This window comes from Nocardia sp. NBC_01499 (genome assembly GCF_045040275.1).
Classification (GTDB): domain Bacteria; phylum Actinomycetota; class Actinomycetes; order Mycobacteriales; family Mycobacteriaceae; genus Nocardia.
Window position 1 is genome coordinate 4,807,465 of the sequence record NZ_CP109426.1, and the last position, 17,434, is coordinate 4,824,898.

14 protein-coding genes are annotated in these 17,434 nt (G+C 66.7%); 5 read left to right on the forward strand and 9 right to left on the reverse strand.

What is annotated here, in order from left to right; translation table 11 throughout:
- Positions 1-140 precede the first annotated feature (140 nt).
- The gene (locus tag OG203_RS21895) at positions 141-1,895 is read right to left on the reverse strand and encodes an alpha/beta hydrolase (RefSeq protein WP_405167471.1); all 1,755 of its coding nucleotides are present in this window, start codon (positions 1,893-1,895) and stop codon (positions 141-143) included.
- Entirely contained in the window at positions 1,895-4,189 is a 2,295-nt protein-coding gene (gene purL / locus OG203_RS21900) for a phosphoribosylformylglycinamidine synthase subunit PurL (protein WP_405167472.1), read from the reverse strand. The genes OG203_RS21895 and purL overlap by 1 nt, the downstream gene beginning before the upstream one ends.
- A gap of 277 nt (positions 4,190-4,466) precedes the next feature.
- Here purL and OG203_RS21905 point away from each other — a divergent pair, with 277 nt between their 5' ends.
- Positions 4,467-5,771 (forward strand): glycosyltransferase 87 family protein, encoded by a 1,305-nt coding sequence (locus tag OG203_RS21905; protein ID WP_405167473.1) that lies wholly within the window; start codon positions 4,467-4,469, stop codon positions 5,769-5,771.
- Here the strand turns inward: OG203_RS21905 and OG203_RS21910 are convergent.
- Together OG203_RS21910 and OG203_RS21915 are read right to left on the reverse strand one after the other, a co-directional pair.
- Positions 5,720-7,018: a M18 family aminopeptidase gene (locus tag OG203_RS21910; RefSeq protein ID WP_405167474.1), complete on the reverse strand. Its 1,299-nt coding sequence runs from the start codon at positions 7,016-7,018 to the stop codon at positions 5,720-5,722. The genes OG203_RS21905 and OG203_RS21910 overlap by 52 nt on opposite strands.
- A 167-nt stretch (positions 7,019-7,185) precedes the next feature.
- Entirely contained in the window at positions 7,186-7,575 is a 390-nt protein-coding gene (locus OG203_RS21915; RefSeq protein ID WP_405167475.1) for a hemophore-related protein, read from the reverse strand.
- A gap of 431 nt (positions 7,576-8,006) precedes the next feature.
- On the opposite strand from OG203_RS21915, the gene OG203_RS21920 reads away from it, so the two are divergent.
- Entirely contained in the window at positions 8,007-9,002 is a 996-nt protein-coding gene (locus OG203_RS21920) for an alpha/beta hydrolase (RefSeq protein ID WP_405167945.1), read from the forward strand.
- Between the two features lie 902 nt (positions 9,003-9,904).
- Here OG203_RS21920 and OG203_RS21925 read toward each other — a convergent pair.
- Positions 9,905-10,075 (reverse strand): hypothetical protein, encoded by a 171-nt coding sequence (locus OG203_RS21925; RefSeq protein ID WP_405167476.1) that lies wholly within the window; start codon positions 10,073-10,075, stop codon positions 9,905-9,907.
- A gap of 929 nt (positions 10,076-11,004) precedes the next feature.
- A complete protein-coding gene (locus OG203_RS21930) occupies positions 11,005-11,436 on the reverse strand; it encodes a MarR family winged helix-turn-helix transcriptional regulator (RefSeq protein WP_405167477.1) in 432 nt (143 codons plus the stop codon).
- A 51-nt stretch (positions 11,437-11,487) separates the two neighbouring features.
- Between OG203_RS21930 and OG203_RS21935 the strand changes: the two genes are divergently transcribed.
- A complete protein-coding gene (locus OG203_RS21935; protein ID WP_405167478.1) occupies positions 11,488-12,564 on the forward strand; it encodes a substrate-binding domain-containing protein in 1,077 nt (358 codons plus the stop codon).
- Positions 12,565-12,647: 83 nt separating this feature from the next.
- Here OG203_RS21935 and purQ read toward each other — a convergent pair whose 3' ends face one another.
- Entirely contained in the window at positions 12,648-13,325 is a 678-nt protein-coding gene (gene purQ, locus OG203_RS21940; RefSeq protein ID WP_405167479.1) for a phosphoribosylformylglycinamidine synthase subunit PurQ, read from the reverse strand.
- Positions 13,322-13,558, reverse strand: a complete 237-nt coding sequence (gene purS, locus OG203_RS21945; RefSeq protein ID WP_135234609.1) for a phosphoribosylformylglycinamidine synthase subunit PurS — start codon at positions 13,556-13,558, stop codon at positions 13,322-13,324. Before purS ends, purQ begins: the two co-directional genes overlap by 4 nt.
- 129 nt (positions 13,559-13,687) lie before the next feature.
- Between purS and OG203_RS21950 the strand changes: the two genes are divergently transcribed.
- The gene (locus OG203_RS21950) at positions 13,688-14,332 is read left to right on the forward strand and encodes an MBL fold metallo-hydrolase (RefSeq protein ID WP_405167480.1); all 645 of its coding nucleotides are present in this window, start codon (positions 13,688-13,690) and stop codon (positions 14,330-14,332) included.
- Between the two features lie 7 nt (positions 14,333-14,339).
- Here OG203_RS21950 and OG203_RS21955 read toward each other — a convergent pair whose 3' ends face one another.
- Entirely contained in the window at positions 14,340-15,704 is a 1,365-nt protein-coding gene (locus tag OG203_RS21955) for a dipeptidase (protein ID WP_405167481.1), read from the reverse strand.
- Between the two features lie 263 nt (positions 15,705-15,967).
- On the opposite strand from OG203_RS21955, the gene OG203_RS21960 reads away from it, so the two are divergent.
- The gene (locus tag OG203_RS21960; RefSeq protein WP_405167482.1) at positions 15,968-17,365 is read left to right on the forward strand and encodes a glutamate decarboxylase; all 1,398 of its coding nucleotides are present in this window, start codon (positions 15,968-15,970) and stop codon (positions 17,363-17,365) included.
- Positions 17,366-17,434 lie beyond the last annotated feature (69 nt).

Sequence of the window (17,434 nt, forward strand, 5' to 3'; positions counted from 1 at the left end):
GCGGGCAGGTACCGTCGGCGGGCGCTTGCCCGCGCCGCCACGCGGTGGCGCCGACACAGATCACATAGTCGACCGGCACGAGGCCACGACCGTACCCGGTCGCATCGATCGGGCACGGTTGGAAAAGCCGCTCGCGTTACCTACTTGAGCGAGCGCTCCCGAACCGCGGACTGTTCCAAGTAGTTTCGGATCCGATCCGACAGATCCGCCGACCAGTCCGGCGGTTCGGCGAGCGCGGCCCAGGCATCGAGCACCAGCGTGCCGTAGCGATGGCCGTGCCCGTCGGTGACGCCCTGCGCGTTCGGCAGGTCGGCGGCGACCTGCCAGAACGTGACGATCGGATACCACGCCATGGTCGGCGACACATCGGATCCGCGCGGCTCGCGTAGCCAATCCGGTTCGGTGAACAGCAGATCCGGCGACCACCAGACCACCGGATCGGACGCGTGCTGCAGATAGGCGATGCGCGGCGTGAGCCAGGTGCTCGACGGCTGCCAGAGATCGCCCCGTCCGTCGGCGAAGCGCACCACCAGTCCGTCCGCGTAGGTCGGCAGCACCTCGGGTGAGCCGGGATCGCGGCGGGCGACGAATTCGCCCCACAGCCGGTTCGAGTTGGGCGGCCCGACCCACAGCACCCCGTCGGCCTTGGTGCGCAGGTCGGACAGGCCGTTGAACGCGCCCTCCGAGCCTTGCGAGCCGAGGCTCTCGCCGTAGACGAGCAGCTTCGGCCGCGCCTGCGCCGGACGCGCCGACCAGTGCTCATACACCTTGTCGAACACCAGCTTTCCCATCCGCGTCGCCTTCGCCTTGTCCGAAAGGAACGACAGCACGCTTGGCAGATACGAATACTGGGTGGCGACGATCGCGGTGTCGCCGCCGTACATCATCTCGACGGATTCGGCGCTGGTCGAGTCGACCCAGCCGGTGCCCGTCGTGGTCACCACGACCAGGGCTTTGCGGTCGAAGGCGCCGGTGCGCTCGAGTTCGGCGGCGGCCAGCTCGGCCTGTGCCTCCGGGCCGTTCGCCGATTGCAGACCGGTGTACACCCGGATCGGCTCGCGCGCGGGTTTGCCGGTGACCCTGGTGATGTCGGCGGCGGTCGGCACGTAGGAGACGAACCAGCGGCCCTCCGAGCCGAGCGTCTCCCACTTCGCCAGCGAGTTCGGGCTGCCTGACCGTTCCGGCAGTTGCGGCTGCGTGGCATTGGCCGAGGTGTGGCTGTTGCGCACGCTGAACGCCGAATTCGCCACCGCGAAAAAGCCTTTGGCCAGCACGCCGTTGAACAGCGTCACGGCGACGATGGTGACGATCAGGAAGCCGATGGGCAGCGCGAACTTGCCAGGGATGTGCACCCACTCGGTCAGCTCACCCGCAACCCACCTGACCAGCCATCGGACGGCGCGGAACACCCCGATCACCAGCGCGATCACGACGACACTCAACGCACCGGTGCGCAGGAAGCCGGTGGTCGTGGTGTCGGTCATGCCCATCAGCTCGGTGATCTCGCGCTGCCACCGCGCCGATTGCACCAGCATCACGATCGCGACCACCACGCAGGCGACCACCGTGACCGCCTTGATCACCCCGGGTACCCACGGGGGCAGGCCGACGAAAACCCTTGTCACGGAAGCGGGTAGCCGCGGCCGGACCCAGCCGCGGAACGCCCACTCCAGCAGACAGCCGACGCCGTAGCCGATGGCCGCGTTGACCCCGCCGATGAGCCCCTCGAACAGCCAATCCCTCGGCAGCAGCGAGGGAGTCAGCGACAACGAGAAGAACAGCGTGGCAACGACAACCCCGACGTAGTTCGGGCGGAAGAAACGCTCGACGGTGCCGACGATGTCGCCGGCACCACCGGCCAGACGCACTGAGACCGCTTCAGCCTCAGTCGCCATCAGATCGCGCTTGCCCCGAACAACTTCGGCAGCGTGCCTTCGTGCGCGGCACGCAGCTCGTCCATGGGGACGGTGAACTGCCCTTGTACCTCAACCGAATCCGTGCCCTGGTCGACCACACCGATGCGCACCCACGGCAATTCGCGGGCGGTGCACATCTTGGTGAACCTGGTCTCCTCCGAGCGCGGCACCGCGACGAGCACGCGGCCCGCCGATTCGGAGAACAGCGTCACGAACGGGTCGGCGCCCTCGGGAAGCAGGACGCGGCAACCGGTTTCGCCCGCCAGCGCGGCCTCGACGACGGTCTGGATCAGCCCGCCCTCCGAAAGGTCGTGCGCGGCACTGATCATGCCGTCGCGCGAACCCGCGGTGAGCACCTCGGCGAGCAGCTGCTCGCGCGCGAAGTCGACCACCGGCGGCACGCCGCCGAGGTGGTCGTGCACGACCTGGGACCAGATCGAGCCGCCGAATTCGTCGCGGGTGTCGCCGAGCAGGATCAGCGTCTCCCCCGGCTCGAGGCCGAGCCCGGTCGGGATGCGCCGGTGCACGTCGTCGATGACGCCGAGCACGCCGACAACGGGGGTCGGCAGAATGGCCGTCTGACCGGTCTGGTTGTAGAAGCTGACGTTGCCGCCGGTGACCGGAATGCCAAGCGCCACACAGCCGTCCGCGAGACCGCGGACGGCCTGCTGGAACTGCCACATCACGCCGGGATCCTCGGGCGAACCGAAGTTGAGGCAGTTGGTGACGGCCTTCGGGGTGGCGCCGGTGGTTGCCACATTGCGGTAGGCCTCGGCCAGCGCGAGCTGCGCGCCGGTGTACGGGTCAAGCTTGGTGTAGCGGCCGGACGCGTCGGTGGCCAGCGCGATGCCGAGCCCGGTCTCCTCGTCGATCCGGATGACGCCCGCGTCGGCGTGCTCGGCGAGCACCGTGTTGCCGCGCACGTAGCGGTCGTACTGCTCGGTGATCCACTTGCGGCTGCACAGCTGCGGGCTGGCCAGCATCCGCAGCAGCGTCGCGCGCAGTTCGTCGCCGGTCTTCGGGCGGGTCAGCTTGTCGGTGCTGTCAGCGATCAGTGCGTCCTGCTCGTCGGGACGCCGCACCGGGCGCTCGTAGACCGGGCCTTCGTGCGCGACGGTGCGCGGCGGCACGTCGACAACGGTCTCGCCGTGCCAGGTGATGACGAGGCGGTCACCGTCGGTGACCTCGCCGATCACCGTGGCCAGGGTGTCCCACTTGCGGCACACCGCCATGAACGCGTCCACGTTCTCCGGGGTGACCACCGCGCACATGCGCTCCTGCGATTCGCTGGAGAGCACCTCGGCCGGGGACATGCCGGTCGCGCGCATCGGCACCTGGTCAAGGTCGATGTGCATGCCACCGTCACCAGCGGCCGCGAGTTCGGAAGTGGCGCAGGACAACCCGGCGCCGCCGAGGTCCTGGATGCCGACAACCAGCTTGGCCGCGTACAGCTCGAGGCAGCACTCGATGAGCACCTTCTCGGTGAACGGGTCGCCGACCTGCACGCTCGGCAGCTTCTTGCGGCCGGTGCCCGACTCGTCGCCGGAGAAGGTGTCCGAGGCGAGCACGGAGACGCCGCCGATGCCGTCCAGGCCGGTGCGCGCGCCGAACAGAATGATCTTGTTACCGGTGCCGGAGGCGAAGGCCAGGTGCAGGTCCTCGACCCGCATGACACCGGCACACAGCGCGTTCACCAGCGGATTGCCCTGATAGGACGGGTCGAACACGGTCTCGCCGCCGATGTTCGGCAGGCCGAGCGAGTTGCCGTAACCGCCGACGCCGCGCACCACACCGTCGACCACGCGCCTGGTGTCGGCCGCGTCCGCTGCGCCGAAGCGCAGCTGATCCATCACCGCGATCGGCCTGGCGCCCATCGCCATGATGTCGCGCACGATGCCGCCGACGCCGGTCGCCGCGCCCTGATACGGCTCGACGTAGGACGGGTGGTTGTGGCTCTCCACCTTGAAGGTGACGGCCCAGCCGTCGCCGACGTCGACGACGCCCGCGTTCTCCCCGATGCCAGCGAGCATCGAGGAGCGCATCTCCTCGGTGGTGGTCTGGCCGAAGTAGCGCAGGTGCACCTTCGACGACTTGTAGGAGCAGTGCTCGCTCCACATCACCGAGTACATCGCCAGTTCGGCGTCGGTCGGCCGACGGCCGAGGATCTCCTTGATGCGGGCGTACTCGTCGTCCTTCAGACCCAGCTCTTTATAGGGTTGCGGCACGTCGGGAGTTGCTGCGGCTGCGCTGACGGTGTCGACCTGCGAAGTCACGGGGTACAGCGTCCTTTCGACATGATCGGGCGCGCTGCGTGGTTACGCTGCGCTACCTGCTCCGCGCTCGACCCGAACATGTCAGGGGTCCTTAACTCGGGCCGGGTGCGCGAAGCTGGGGAATTGCCTGGAAGTTTAGCCGTGACCATCGCTGGGCACCGGGCCGCATAGGCATCCCGCCCGGTTCGCCGGATTCCTGTGCGCCAGGTCACAGGACGCGACCGGCACCGTGCGCGCCGACGCGGGTCACACCACCGGTCACAGATACTCTTGGCCCGTGAACGAACGATCGGGGGTTGCGGATTCCGCTGAGCCGGTTGCCTCGAAAAACTGCAGCGGCGCCGCGTCCGCCGAACCGACCAGCGCCGCGCGCGTCCCACTGTCGCGGGAACAGCGGCGCTGGCTGCTGATCGCGGTCGGGCTGTTCGCCGCGTCGGCGGTCCTGTCGCTGCTGGTGCACTGGTGGTCCGGATACATCGATCTGCAGGTCTATCGCAACGGCGCCAGGGTCTGGCTCGACAACGGCGAGCTATATGGGCCGATGCCGCCGGTCGCCGGAATCGGGCTGCCGTTCACCTATCCCCCGCTCGCCGCGCTGTTCTTCGCGCCGCTCGCACTGATTCCGTTGCCGGTGGCCGAGGTGCTGGTGCTGGTCACCTCGCTGGCGAGCCTGGGCGCCACGCTGTGGGTGGTGCTCGCGCGCATCCGGCCCGAGCTGTCCAAGACCACCGCGCTGACGATCGTCATCGGCGCGGTGGCGCTGCTGCAGACCTTCGAACCGCTGCGCCAGACCTTCGGCTTCGGCCAGATCAACCTGGTCCTGATGGCCGCGATCACGCTGGACTGCCTGGTGCGCAAGCCATTCTGGCCGCGCGGCATGCTGATCGGCATCGCGGTGTCGGTGAAGCTGATTCCCGGCGGGTACCTGCTGTACTTCCTGCTGCGCAAGGACTGGAAGGCGGCGGGCACGCTGGTCGTCTCGGCGATCGCGGCGGTCGGCCTCGGTTTCCTGCTGTTCCCGAGTGATTCGGCCGAGTACTGGTTCCATACGCTCGCCGATACCGGCCGGATCGGGCCGCCGTACTTCGCGGGCAACCAGTCGATCAAGGGCATGGTGTTCCGGCTCGGCCTCGCCGACTCGGTGGCCACCGCGCTGTGGATCGCGCTGTCGCTGGTGGCGGTCGCGCTGGCCGCAGTCTGGATGCGCAGGCTGATCGAGGCGGGCGCGACCGTTGCCGCGCTGATGGTGAATGCCGCGGTGGTGCTGCTGGTTTCGCCGATCTCCTGGTCACACCACTGGGTCTGGATCGCGCCCGCGCTGGTGGTGACGGCGGACGCGATCGTGCGCGGCCGGCGCGGCCCGCTGTTCCTCGGCTCCGTCGGCGTGCTCACCGTCATGTTCATCATCGGGCCGCAGTGGCTGCTGCCGCACTCCGAGGACAAGGAACTCGGCTGGGCCTGGTGGCAGCAGCTCATCGGCAGCAGTTACGTCCTCGCCACCCTCGCCGTGTTCGTCATCGCGGTGGCGACCTATCGCCCGGTGACGGCCGGTGTGAGGAAAGCGGCCAGCGCCGCGGCGTAGGCCGCGACATCGGCGGCGCCCATCATTTCGCGCGCCGAATGCATGGCGAGCTGGGCCGCGCCGACGTCGACCGTCGTCATGCCGGTGCCAGCGGCCGTCATCGGACCGATGGTCGATCCGCACGGCAGATCCGCGCGATGGACATAGCGCTGCAACGGAACTCCCGCCTGCGCGCAGGCCAGCGCGAACGCGCCGGCGCCGACGGCGTCGGTGGCGTAACGCAGATTCTGGTTGACCTTGAGCACCGGTCCGCCGTTCACCTGGATCCGGTGCGCGGGCTCGTGCCGCTCGGCGTAGTTCGGGTGCGTCGCGTGCGCCATATCACCGGAGGCACAGACCGAACCGGCAACGGCGGCAAAGAATTCGGACCGGTCGCCGCCGCGCGACAGCACGATCCGCTCCAGCACCGTCGGCAGCAGATCGGACTGGGCACCGCGATCGGACTGGCTGCCGACCTCCTCGTGGTCGAAGGTGGCGAACACCGGAATGGCCGCGCCCGGCTCCTCGGACGCGGCGAGAAAGGCCCGCAGGCCCGCGTAGCAGGTGCCCTGGTTGTCCAGCCTCGGCGCACTGACCAGATCCTGGTCGCGGCCGATGATCCGGCTCGGCGCCAGATCGTGCGTCATCAGCTCCCAGCCGAGCAGCGTGGCCGGGTCGACCCCCGCGTGCTCGGCGACGAACGCCAGGAACGACCTCGGCTCGCGGCCGACGCCCCACACCGCGTTGACGTGCCGCTGCGGATCCAGCGTGACGCCCTTGCGGTCCTCGGACAGGTGAATGGCCAGCTGGGGAACGCGCAGGATCGGCTCGTCGATGCGAACAAGCCGCTCGCGCACCGCGTCTCCGTCGCGCACGCTGAGCCGACCTGAGATGCCGAGCTCGCGATCGAGCCAGGAATTGAGCAACGCACCGCCGTAGGGCTCGAGGCCGACCAGCTGCCATCCGGCCGAGGCCAGATCGGGATGCTGTTTGACGCGCAGGTTCGGGCTGTCGGTGTGCGCGCCGACCACCCGGAACGGTGTCACCCCCGCGGCATCCGCGCTCGCCCACGCGATCAGCGAGCCGCCGCGCACCACGTAGTGCTTGCTCGGGCCGTCCGACGGCCACGGCGCGGCTTCGTCGAGGCGGGTGAAGCCGTTCGCGTCCAGTTCGCGGGCCGCCGTCCGAACGACGTGGAAGGGCGAGGGTGACTCATCGATGAACGCGCACAACCCGGGGGCGGTGGCGGCGGTGGTGGAAACGGGCATGCCTGCGATCCTAGGGTCCGGTGATCTTGGGTACCGGAAATGCTGATCAAGGCAGGGCCGGTGGCGTTCTCGCCAGGCGTGAACGCCGACCTGCCCACCTACTATCCGCTAAGTCGCGCTAGTTGCTAAGTCGCGCTGCTACCCGATAGTCCCCTCGCGGGGACGGACTAGACGTTGAAGTTCGCGCAGGTCTTGGCTACGTCGCCCATCCGCTGGCCAAGCTCGGGGCTGGCGGCGAGCGCGGTCTCCATGCCGTTCTTCTGCTTCTGCGCGGAGAATTCCTGGAACGCCTTGGTTCGCGTCTCCATCGGCACGTTGTATGCCATTTCCAGCACGCCCTTCTGGACCGGCGAAGAGTCGAGGCGCGCGGCCATATCGGGCGCCGAGACGTGCATTGCGGCGTCGATTTGCTTGAACGAGCAGGTGGATCCGAGCAGCGGGCTCAGATCGTCGATCATATCCGCGCTGGCAATTCCCGTGCCGAACAACGAAGCACCTGCGGCGATCCCGCTGATGGCGAGAGTGGCCAAGGCGTATCGCGGGTTGAGCATCTTCATGAATTCACCCTTCGGAGAGCTCGATCGGATGTTCGGGGCTGAATACCCCGGCGGTGATGGTACCCAAGGAATTCGGTGGGTCAGCTACCCAGTCCGGTCAGCGCACGTTTACGCCGGATTGGCCGAGCGTCATTTACCTGCCGGACATGGGCGAATCGCACGGAATATCTCGACGCGGACCGGTCGAAGATGGTTGGCGCGTCGAACATCGTTGCGCCCCATGGCGGGAACCCTAACCCGACGCATAACAACTGACCAGTTCGTAAGCCATTCTACGTAATTCGGACACTACATCGTGTCGCCGCACGAACAGGTGTAGCGACGTGCTAAAAGCTTGTCCTATGAATTGGAGCGTAAACGCAGAAGCGCACAACTCCCGCAGATCACGTTCCGTAGCCACCCTCGCGGCGTCCGGACTGATCGCCTGCGCTTTGACAACACTGGGTGTGCCGCCGGCTTCGGCCGATCCGGCCGCCGATGCGAAACTCGTGACTTCCACGGCAAGTTCGCCGGACGGCTCCCGGATAACCGACACGGAGTCCATCGACGATCGCAATATCCGACTTCAGGTTTATTCCGCCGCAATGGATAAGACTTTTCCGGTCGAGATCCAGCGGCCCGCCGATACTTCGGTGCCGAGGCCGGCCCTGTATCTGCTGAGCGGTGCGGGCGGCGGGATCGACATCGCCTCGTGGCAGGCGCAAAGCGACGCCCGCCAGTTCATGGCGGACAAGAACGTCAACCTGGTGCTGCCGATCGGTGGCATGTTCAGTTATTACACCGACTGGATCAAGGATGACCCGGTACTCGGGCGCAACAAGTGGAAGACCTACCTGACCGAGGAACTGCCGCCCATCATCGACGCGGCGCTCGGCACCAATGGCCTGAATTCCATCGCGGGCATCTCCACCTCGGCAACCACCGTGCTCGCGCTGCCCATCGCCAAGCCGGGTCTCTACAAAGCCGCCGCGGCCTATAGCGGCTGCGCCCAGACCAGCGACCCGCTCGGTTCGCGCTTCGTGAAATTCGTGGTCGACGGATACGGCAATGCCAACCACGAAAACATGTGGGGGCCGACGGGATCGCCCGATTGGCTCGCCAACGATCCGTATCTGCACGCCGAGGGGCTGCGCGGCACGGAGCTGTACATCTCCTCTGGCAACGGCCTGCCGGGTCGTTACGACACCTTGGACGGCCCGCACGCCCAGCCCGGCGTGAGCGGGCTGGCCAACCAGATCCTCATCGGCGGCATGATCGAGGCAGCCACCTACCACTGCGCGCAGAATCTGCAGGCCAAGCTGACCGAGCTGGGCATCCCCGCCACCTACGCGCTGCGTGATTCGGGTACGCATTCGTGGGGCTACTGGCAGGACGAGCTCAAGTCGTCCTGGCCGGTGCTCGCGCACGGCATGGGCCTGCCCGCCTAACACGTCTAGACGGTTTCAAGACGGTCCAGGAGGACCGGGTACGGCCTGTATACGGGCCGCCCGGTCCTCCTTGCGTTTACGGGTGCGAGTTGCCGTGCGGGACAACCAGACTGTGCGACAAGGCTGTGCACTGGGACAGCAGGCGTCCGAAAGCGTGGGTAAGGAACTCCGGCGGTGGTGGCACGCATTCGGAGTAGTCGAGTGGCGCGATAGATCCGCGACCGTTTCGTGCGGGCAGGCGCCGCCGGGTGCTCTGAGCTACGACATCGAGAGTCACGCGGGCGCGGTTACCTATTCAACGCACGACCTATACCCGAAAACGAGATCGTGCCGGACGCCTGCAGTGCGTCCGGCACGATCTCGATCTGTCCGGCTAGGCAGGGGCCCAGCCGGGCGGGGGAAAAACTAGACGACCGCGACGATGATCGCCAGAATCACGCCGAGGGCCGCAACGGCAGCACCGAGAAAACTACCAACACCGGGGAGCAGCATTCTTTGTTCCTCCTGTTTAGGGATTGATCCGCTGCGCTGCGATGCGCAGCGGTCATTGCCGATTTGGCATGTGAATGTCGAACTGCCTCACTGCGGAGGCGTTCACGATCTCGGCCTGCTCGGAGACTGCACGTTGGACGCCTACTGTGCAGGGCGTCCGACACGATCTCGATCTCAGCTGGCCGGACAGTTTCTAGCTAAACGACGGCGAGGATGATTGCGAGAATCACGCCGAGGGCCGCAACGGCGGCACCAAGAAAACTACCAACACCGGGCAGAAGCACAGTTCCTCCTGTTTGTCGGTCGAGCTCACTGATCAGAGTGTCGAGCTGCCTCGGCCGCGAGAAAGAAGCCGAGGTTTGCCTCTAGAGGCGGCATTTCACGAACTCAGTTAGCTGAAGAGCAGCTGACTAGACGGCGGCGATGATGATCGCCAGAATCACGCCGAGGGCCGCGACAGCAGCACCGAGGAAACTACCAACACCGGGGAGCAGCATTTTTTCTCCTGTTTGTCGGTGGATCGATGTGATCGTGCAGTAGCGATGACGCCAACTGCCGATTGGAGACTGTAGAACATCCACGGCCGATAAGAAAATCAGCCGAGACCGCCTCGCTCAGGAGACGGCTTCGTGATCTCGGTCAGCTCGGAAAGCTAGACGACCGCGATGATGATGCCGAGAATCACGGTCAGAGCGGCAACAGCGGCACCGGCCATACTTCCAACGACGGGGAGCAGCATTGTTCCTCCTGATAGTAGGTCGAACCCATTTGGTCGATCGGTGACGGTATGTCACCGCCGATTTCAGACTGTCGACTTCCTCGACATATCAGAAAGTAGCCGACATTGCCTCACATCGGAGGCGTTTGACGAACTCGGTCGGTTGGAAAGTTAGACGACCGCGATGATGATGCCGAGAATGACGGTCAGCGCGGCAACAGCGGCACCGGCCATACTTCCAACCACGGGCAGCAGCATTGTTCCTCCTGATAGTAGGTCGATCCATGGATGACTTAGCGATCGTGATCATGCCAACTGTCAAGGAACAAACCTCGAACCGACCCGGCGTGTCGGGAAATTCGCCGACACACCCCCCTTGTGGGCGGCGAATTTAATTGGACGCCAATGCTCAATAATCGAATTGGACGATCGTCCGGCCAGCCGAATGCCCAACCGGCGCAAGCAAATCCATCGAACACGACCCCACCGCACAATCCCCCATACCACCTTCTACGCGTCACGCGCAAAAGCACAGGAGAACAGATAGTCCAATAGTCGGCAAAAGGTCTCCGCAGCGCGCAGCGAGAGACGCGAACGACACCTCGTTGCGCCAACCGAACACCGCAATCACATGGACTCCGAGCGCCGAGAACGCACAATCAGAAAGATTTGCGCTTCTGATTCAGCGAATCGTTCGCGGTCAATCAATTCCACGCAGAATTAACGACTGTGCCGCCGATCGGGGCCGGCACGGCCGGATCGGACTTTCGGGACATTCGTCCGGCGACAGCGCTACTCGGGGTTCGCGGAAACCAGTTCCAGTAATCGCATCAGTTCGGCATAGCGGCGCGCGCCGATCCGGGACCGCAGTTCCTGTTCCGCCCGCGACTCCTCGGCTCGCACCGACGCGACCAGTTCCGCACCGAGTCGGCTCAGCCCGATCAGGATCCGCCGACGGTCGTCCTGCGCCGCAAGCCGGAAGATCAGACCACGCTCGGCCAGGTAGTCCGCGTGCCTGGTCGCCGAGGACGGCGCAAGCTGCGACCTGGCCGCGAGCTCGCTCATGGTGATGCCGGTCTCACTGGAGAGATTCGACAACATCGACCACTGGTCGGGTGTTAGCTGCCTGGCACACAGTGCGGCGTCCAAGTGACGCAGCCAACCGCGTTCCGCGGCACGCAGCGCACCATGCAGCGTCGAATATCCGCTTACAATGGTCGTCATTGTTATTCCTGCCTGCCATGAATTTCGCTCTAACGAGAAGAAGAGTACCGAATGCCAGCGTTCGGCGAGAGCCCAGAGGGCACAATCGAGATCCTGAACATAGTCCCGATGCAGGGACCTGGCGGTATCGTGGCCCCCTCCTGCGACGCGGCGATTTCCCTTGCGGTGGACGAAATCAACCGGGGCACAGGAATTCTCGGGCGCGAAATTCGTACTACGAATATCGATGGAGGGCGGCCGCCGCACGAGGTGGCGAGCGAGGTTTCCGCGCTACTCGCCACCGGCATGGTGGACGCGATCACCGGCTGGCACACCTCAGCGGTGCGGCGGGTGGTGGCCAAGGCAACCGCCAGCCGGGTGCCCTATTTATTCGCCACCGGGCACGAGGGGCTGCCGGACGAGCTACCCGGTGTGCTGATGCTCGGCGAGCACCCGGCGGGGCAGACGCTGCCCGCCCTGCGCTGGCTCGCGCGCGAGCACGGCGTGCGCCGATGGGCCATCATCGGCAACGACTACATCTGGCCGCGTGAGTCGGCCAAGGCGATCCGCAACAGCCTGGCCGACCCCGGTGACGTCGTGCTCGAACAGTTCGTGCCGCTCGGCGCACCCGATTTCGGCGACTTCCTCGCCGACCCGGCACTGGACCAGGCCGACGGCGTGGTGATCCTGATGGTCGGCGCGGATGTGTCCCGGTTCAATCGGCAGTTCGCCGCGACCGGACGCGCCGCCGAGCAGCTGCGGATCAGCCCCGCCGCCGACGAGAACGTGTTACTGGCAGGCGGTGCGGGGGCCAACCACAACTTCTATGTCGCGTCCAGCTTCTTCATCGACCAGCGCACACCGGACGGGCGGGACCGGGTCGACCGCTATCGCAAGCTGCACGGCGAGTTCGCGCCCGCGCTGACCAGTTTCAGCAATATGACCTACGAGGCCATTCACACCCTCGCCGGGCTCGCGCACGCGGTGGGTTCTCTGCGGGTACCCGACGTGCTGGGCGCGATCGACCACGGCGTACTGCTGGAGACGCCGGGCGGGCAACGCGCCTTTCAAGGCAACCAGGCCATCCAGCACGGCTATATCGCCCGCGCGAACGGCGTCGTCTTCGACATCGTCGCCAGAATCACCTGAGCTCTGTCTAATTTGCGGCGCCTGCGGCGCCGCGTGTTCGCAAAACTCGCGCTGTCGTGGTTGCGAATCGCCCGATCGATCGATCAGGCGGAGACCAGGGTGTCGAGCACCGACAAGAACAGGCCTAGGCCGTCGTCGCTCGGGCCGGTCAGTGCCTCGGTCGCATGTTCGGGGTGCGGCATCAGGCCGACAATGCGGCCGTCGGCCGAGGCGATGCCTGCGATGCCGCGCTGCGAGCCGTTCGGGTTATCGCCCGCGTAGCGGAAGACCACCCGGCCCTCACCCTCCAGCTCATCGAGCACGGCGGTCGAGGCCTGGAAGCGGCCCTCGCCGGACTTCAGCGGGATCAGGATCTGGGCACCGGCCTCGTAGCGCGAGGTCCACACGGTCGACGCCGATTCCACCCGGAGCCACTCGTCGCGGCAGATGAAGTGCAGCCCGTCGTTGCGGGTCAGCGCGCCTGGCAGCAGTCCGGCCTCGCACAGCACCTGGAAGCCGTTGCAGATGCCGAGCACCGGCAGGCCGGTCTTCGCGGCGCGCACGACCTCGCCCATCACCGGCGCGAACCGGGCGATGGCACCGGCGCGCAGGTAGTCACCGTAGGAGAAGCCGCCGGGCACGATGACCGCGTCGACCTGCTTCAGATCGGCGTCGGCATGCCAGAGGCTGACCGCCTCGGCACCGGCCAGGCGTACCGCCCTGGCCGCGTCGACATCGTCGAGCGTGCCCGGAAACGTGATGACTCCGATGCGTGCGCTCATGACAGCCGGGTTACTTTCCACTCCTCGATCACGGTGTTGCACAGCAGCGATTCCGCGATCTGTTCGAGCTCGGCGTCCCCGACGTTGTCATCGACGTCGAGTTCGAATCGCTTGCCCTGCCGTACATCCGAGATGCCCTCGAATCCCAGGCGCGGGAGCGCACCGACGATGGCTTGTCCCTGGGGGTCCAGGATCTCTGCCTTCGGCATCACCTCGACCACGACTCGTGCCACGCGTTGCTCCTCATGTGGTGGTGGGGGGTTACCTGAGCAGCGTAGTTGTGGTTGCTGCCCGCGGCATCCTCGGGGTCGGCCAAAATCGCCGCGGGTGCCCTGCTCCCGATCGGGCAATAGCATGGCGGGATGCGCATAGCTCACTTCGGCCACTCCTGTCTGCTCGTCGAGCTACACGGAAAGAAGGTGCTGTTCGATCCGGGCACCTTCTCGCACGGCTTCGAGGGGCTCACCGATCTGGACGTCATCGCGATCACCCATCAGCATCCGGACCACATCGATCCGAACCGGATCGAGGCACTGGTCGACGCCAATCCCGGCGCCCGGCTGCTTTCCGATCCGCAGACCGCGCACCAGCGCGGCGAACGGTGGGAGGCGGTGCACGCAGGCAACGTGCTCGAGCTCGGCGACCTGCGGATCACCGGGGGCGGCGGCAGGCACGCGGTGATCCACCCGGAGATTCCGGTCGTCGACAACACCGTGTTCCAGCTTGGCACCCCGGACGATCCGGCCCAGCTCGTGCATCCCGGTGACTCGCTGTGGGTGCCGCCGGTGCCGGTCGGCGTGCTCGCACTCCCGGCGGCCGCGCCGTGGATGAAGCTCAGCGAGGCCGTCGACTACCTGCGCGCGGTCGCGCCGCGCACCGCGCTGCCCATCCACTACGGCATCATCGAGCAGGCGGCACAGGGCATCTACTTCGGCAGGTTGGCCGAAATGGGTCCTGCCGACACCGAATTCACCGTGGTGGAGCCGGAGGACCAGCGCGAGTTCTAGCTCGCGGCTACCCGGGCTGGTCGGCGTAGTTCAGCAGGAACAGCGCCTCGGCCAGTGCCATGTGCTCGATTTCGGACGGGTCGACGCTCTCGTTGGGCGCGTGGATCAGACACGTCGGCTCCTCGACCCCGATCAGCATGATCTCGGCCTCCGGGTAGGTGTCGGCGAAGACGTTGCACAGCGGGATCGATCCGCCCTGCCCCTGCGTGGTTGCGGCGCGGCCGTAGGAGGCCGCCAGCGCCGCCTCCATCGCCTCGCGGGCCGGGCCGCCGTTGCCGGAGCGGAACGGCGCGCCGCTGCCCTCGAGTTCGATGGTGAGTTCGGCGTTCCACGGGGTGTTCGCCTCGAGGTGCGCGACGAGCGCCTTGTGCGCCTGATCCGGGTCGGTGCCGGGCGGGATGCGCAGATTGAGCCTGGCGCGCGCCGACGGCTGGATGGCACCGGCCGAGCCGACGACCGGCGGGGCGTCGATCCCGAGCACCGTCAAAGCCGGTCGCGCCCAGAGCATGTCGGCGATGGTGCCGTCACCGACCAGCTCGACCCCGCGCAGCACGCCGGCGTCGATGCGGAACTGATCCTCCGGGTACTGCACGCCGGACCAGCGCTGATCATTCGGCAGACCGGCCACCGTGGTGTTGCCGTGCTCGTCGCGCAGCGTGGCGAGCACGTGGATCAGCGCGGCGAGCGCGTCCGGTGCCGGTCCGCCGAACATGCCGGAATGCAAAGGGCCGGTGAGAGTTCGGACGGTAATGACAACATTCACGCTGCCGCGCAACGTTTCCGTCAGCGTCGGAACGCCCGCGGCGAAGTTTCCGCAGTCGCCGATCAGGATCGCGTCGGCCCGCAACAGGTCGGGGTTGGCCTCGACGAAACGCTCCAGCCCGCCGGTGCCCTGCTCCTCGGAACCCTCGGCGACCAGCATGACGCCGAGCGGCAGGTCGGGACCAAGCGCGCGCAACGCGGTCAGGTGCATCACGATATTGCCCTTGCAGTCAGCGCTGCCTCGGCCGTACCAGCGGCCGTTCTTCTCGGTCAGTTCCCAGACCGGAGTGCGCCATGCCGCGCTGTCCAGCGGCGGCTGCACGTCGTAGTGGCAGTACAGCAGCACCGTCGGCGCACCGGGCGGCGCGGGCCGGGCGGCGATGACGGCCTTGCTGCCGTCCGGCGTTTCGTGCAGCCCGACCCTGGTCAGCCCCGCCGCGACAAAGGCGTCGGCGACCCAGTGCGCGGCGCGGTCGCATTCCTCCGGCGGGAACTGGCGCGGATCGGCCACCGACTTGAACGAAACAAGCTGCGTCAGATCGGTTTTCGCCTGCGGCATGAGCGCGGCTACCTTCGCGCGCAGCTCGGCGGTGCGGGAATCGTCGGTCATTGCCAGCGCCTCACTTCTTCGTGTCGTCGCGCTCCGTGTCGCGCCCCGGATGCCGAGACGGTCCGGGCCGCGGCGGCCGACAGCGCCGCTGCCCCCACTCTGACACGAACCGACCGGTACAAAGGTTGAAATGTAGTCGACCGAGCAGTCCGTGTCGCCCGACTTCCGGCGACGGCATCGACTACTCGACCGGCCACGTGTGATTGTGTTGGGTGACCGCAGTTCGGTACCAGCACGCGAGCCGACTCTCCGGAGGCCATCCGATGTCACACAGCGCAGACTCCGACGACCTGTTCGCCATGCCTGGCATGAGCCGGGCCGCCCCCAAAGCCGGTTTCCCGCAGCACGGCCTGTTCGCCGAGGTCGCCTATGAGATCGTGCACGACGAACTCATGCTCGACGGCGTCTCCCGGATGAATCTGGCCACCTTCTGCAGCACCTGGGTGGACGAGCAGGCCCGCAAGGTGATGATCGAGTCGCTGGACAAGAACGTCGTCGACAAGGACGAATACCCGCAGACCGCCGAGTTGGAGCGCCGCTGCGTCCGGATGATCGCCGACCTGTGGCACTGCCCCGATCCGGCCGCGACGCAGGGCACCTCGACCACCGGATCGAGCGAGGCCGCGATGCTCGGTGGGCTGGCGGCCAAGTTCCGCTGGCGGCAGCGCGGCGGCACCGGCACACCCAATTTCGTGTGCGGGCCGGTCCAGGTGTGCTGGGAGAAGTTCGCGCGCTACTTCGACGTCGAGATCCGTCAGATTCCGCTGCGCGGCGACCGACTGACCATGCACCCGGACGACGTGGCCGCCTACTGCGACGAGCGAACCATCATGGTGGTCGCGACATTCGGGCAGACCTTCACCGGACTCTTCGAGGACGTCGCCGGAATCAGCAGCACCCTCGACCAGCTGCAGGAAACAAGCGGCTTGGATATCCCGATCCACGTCGACGCGGCAAGCGGCGGCTTCCTCGCCCCGTTCACCGCGCCCGAGCTGGTATGGGATTTCCGGCTGCCTCGGGTGAAGTCGATCAACGCCTCCGGCCACAAGACGGGGCTCGCGCCGCTCGGCGTCGGCTGGGCGATCTGGCGCGAGGCGGCCGACCTGCCCGCCGAGCTGATCTTCGACGTCGACTACCTCGGCGGCAGCGTCGGCACCTTCAACCTCAACTTCTCGCGGCCGGGCGGGCAGGCGATCACGCAGTACTACGAGTTCATTCGGCTCGGTCACATCGGATACACCCGCGTGCAGTCGGCCATCTACCGCGCGGCCGGGCGGCTGGCGACGGGCCTGCGCGAGTTCGGGATATTCGAGATGCTGCACGACGGCGATCCGCACCGTGGCATCACCGCGGTGGCGTGGCGGCTGACCGGTGATCCCGGATTCAACCTGTACGACCTGTCGGATCGCTTGCGCAGCAGGGGCTGGCTGATCGCGGCTTATCCGCTGCCCGCGGACCGGGAGGACGAGACGATCATGCGCGCGGTGATCCGGCACGGCTTCACCGTCGATATGGCCGAGCTACTGCTGGCCGACTTCGAGCGGTGCGTGAAACAGCTGGCGCAGCATCCGTTTTCGACCCCGCTCACCCGGCAGGAGGCCGGCGGCTTCACGCACACCGCGACGGCGGCGGTACCGAACAAGAAGATCGATCCTGCTTGATCGCGCCTGTGCGACCTGGAGCGCCGCCGCCCGATTTACGCCATTTACGAGCGGCGGCGCCGATCGGCA

Coding starts and splice junctions, on each gene's coding strand:
- OG203_RS21895 (WP_405167471.1), bottom strand. CDS start 1,895: ATGGCGACTGAGGCTGAAGCGGTCTCAGTGCGTCTGGCCGGTGGTGCC.
- OG203_RS21910 (WP_405167474.1), bottom strand. CDS start 7,018: ATGCCCGTTTCCACCACCGCCGCCACCGCCCCCGGGTTGTGCGCGTTC.
- OG203_RS21915 (WP_405167475.1), bottom strand. CDS start 7,575: ATGAAGATGCTCAACCCGCGATACGCCTTGGCCACTCTCGCCATCAGC.
- OG203_RS21930 (WP_405167477.1), bottom strand. CDS start 11,436: ATGACGACCATTGTAAGCGGATATTCGACGCTGCATGGTGCGCTGCGT.
- OG203_RS21935 (WP_405167478.1), top strand. CDS start 11,488: ATGCCAGCGTTCGGCGAGAGCCCAGAGGGCACAATCGAGATCCTGAAC.
- purQ (WP_405167479.1), bottom strand. CDS start 13,325: ATGAGCGCACGCATCGGAGTCATCACGTTTCCGGGCACGCTCGACGAT.
- OG203_RS21950 (WP_405167480.1), top strand. CDS start 13,688: ATGCGCATAGCTCACTTCGGCCACTCCTGTCTGCTCGTCGAGCTACAC.
- OG203_RS21955 (WP_405167481.1), bottom strand. CDS start 15,704: ATGACCGACGATTCCCGCACCGCCGAGCTGCGCGCGAAGGTAGCCGCG.
- OG203_RS21960 (WP_405167482.1), top strand. CDS start 15,968: ATGTCACACAGCGCAGACTCCGACGACCTGTTCGCCATGCCTGGCATG.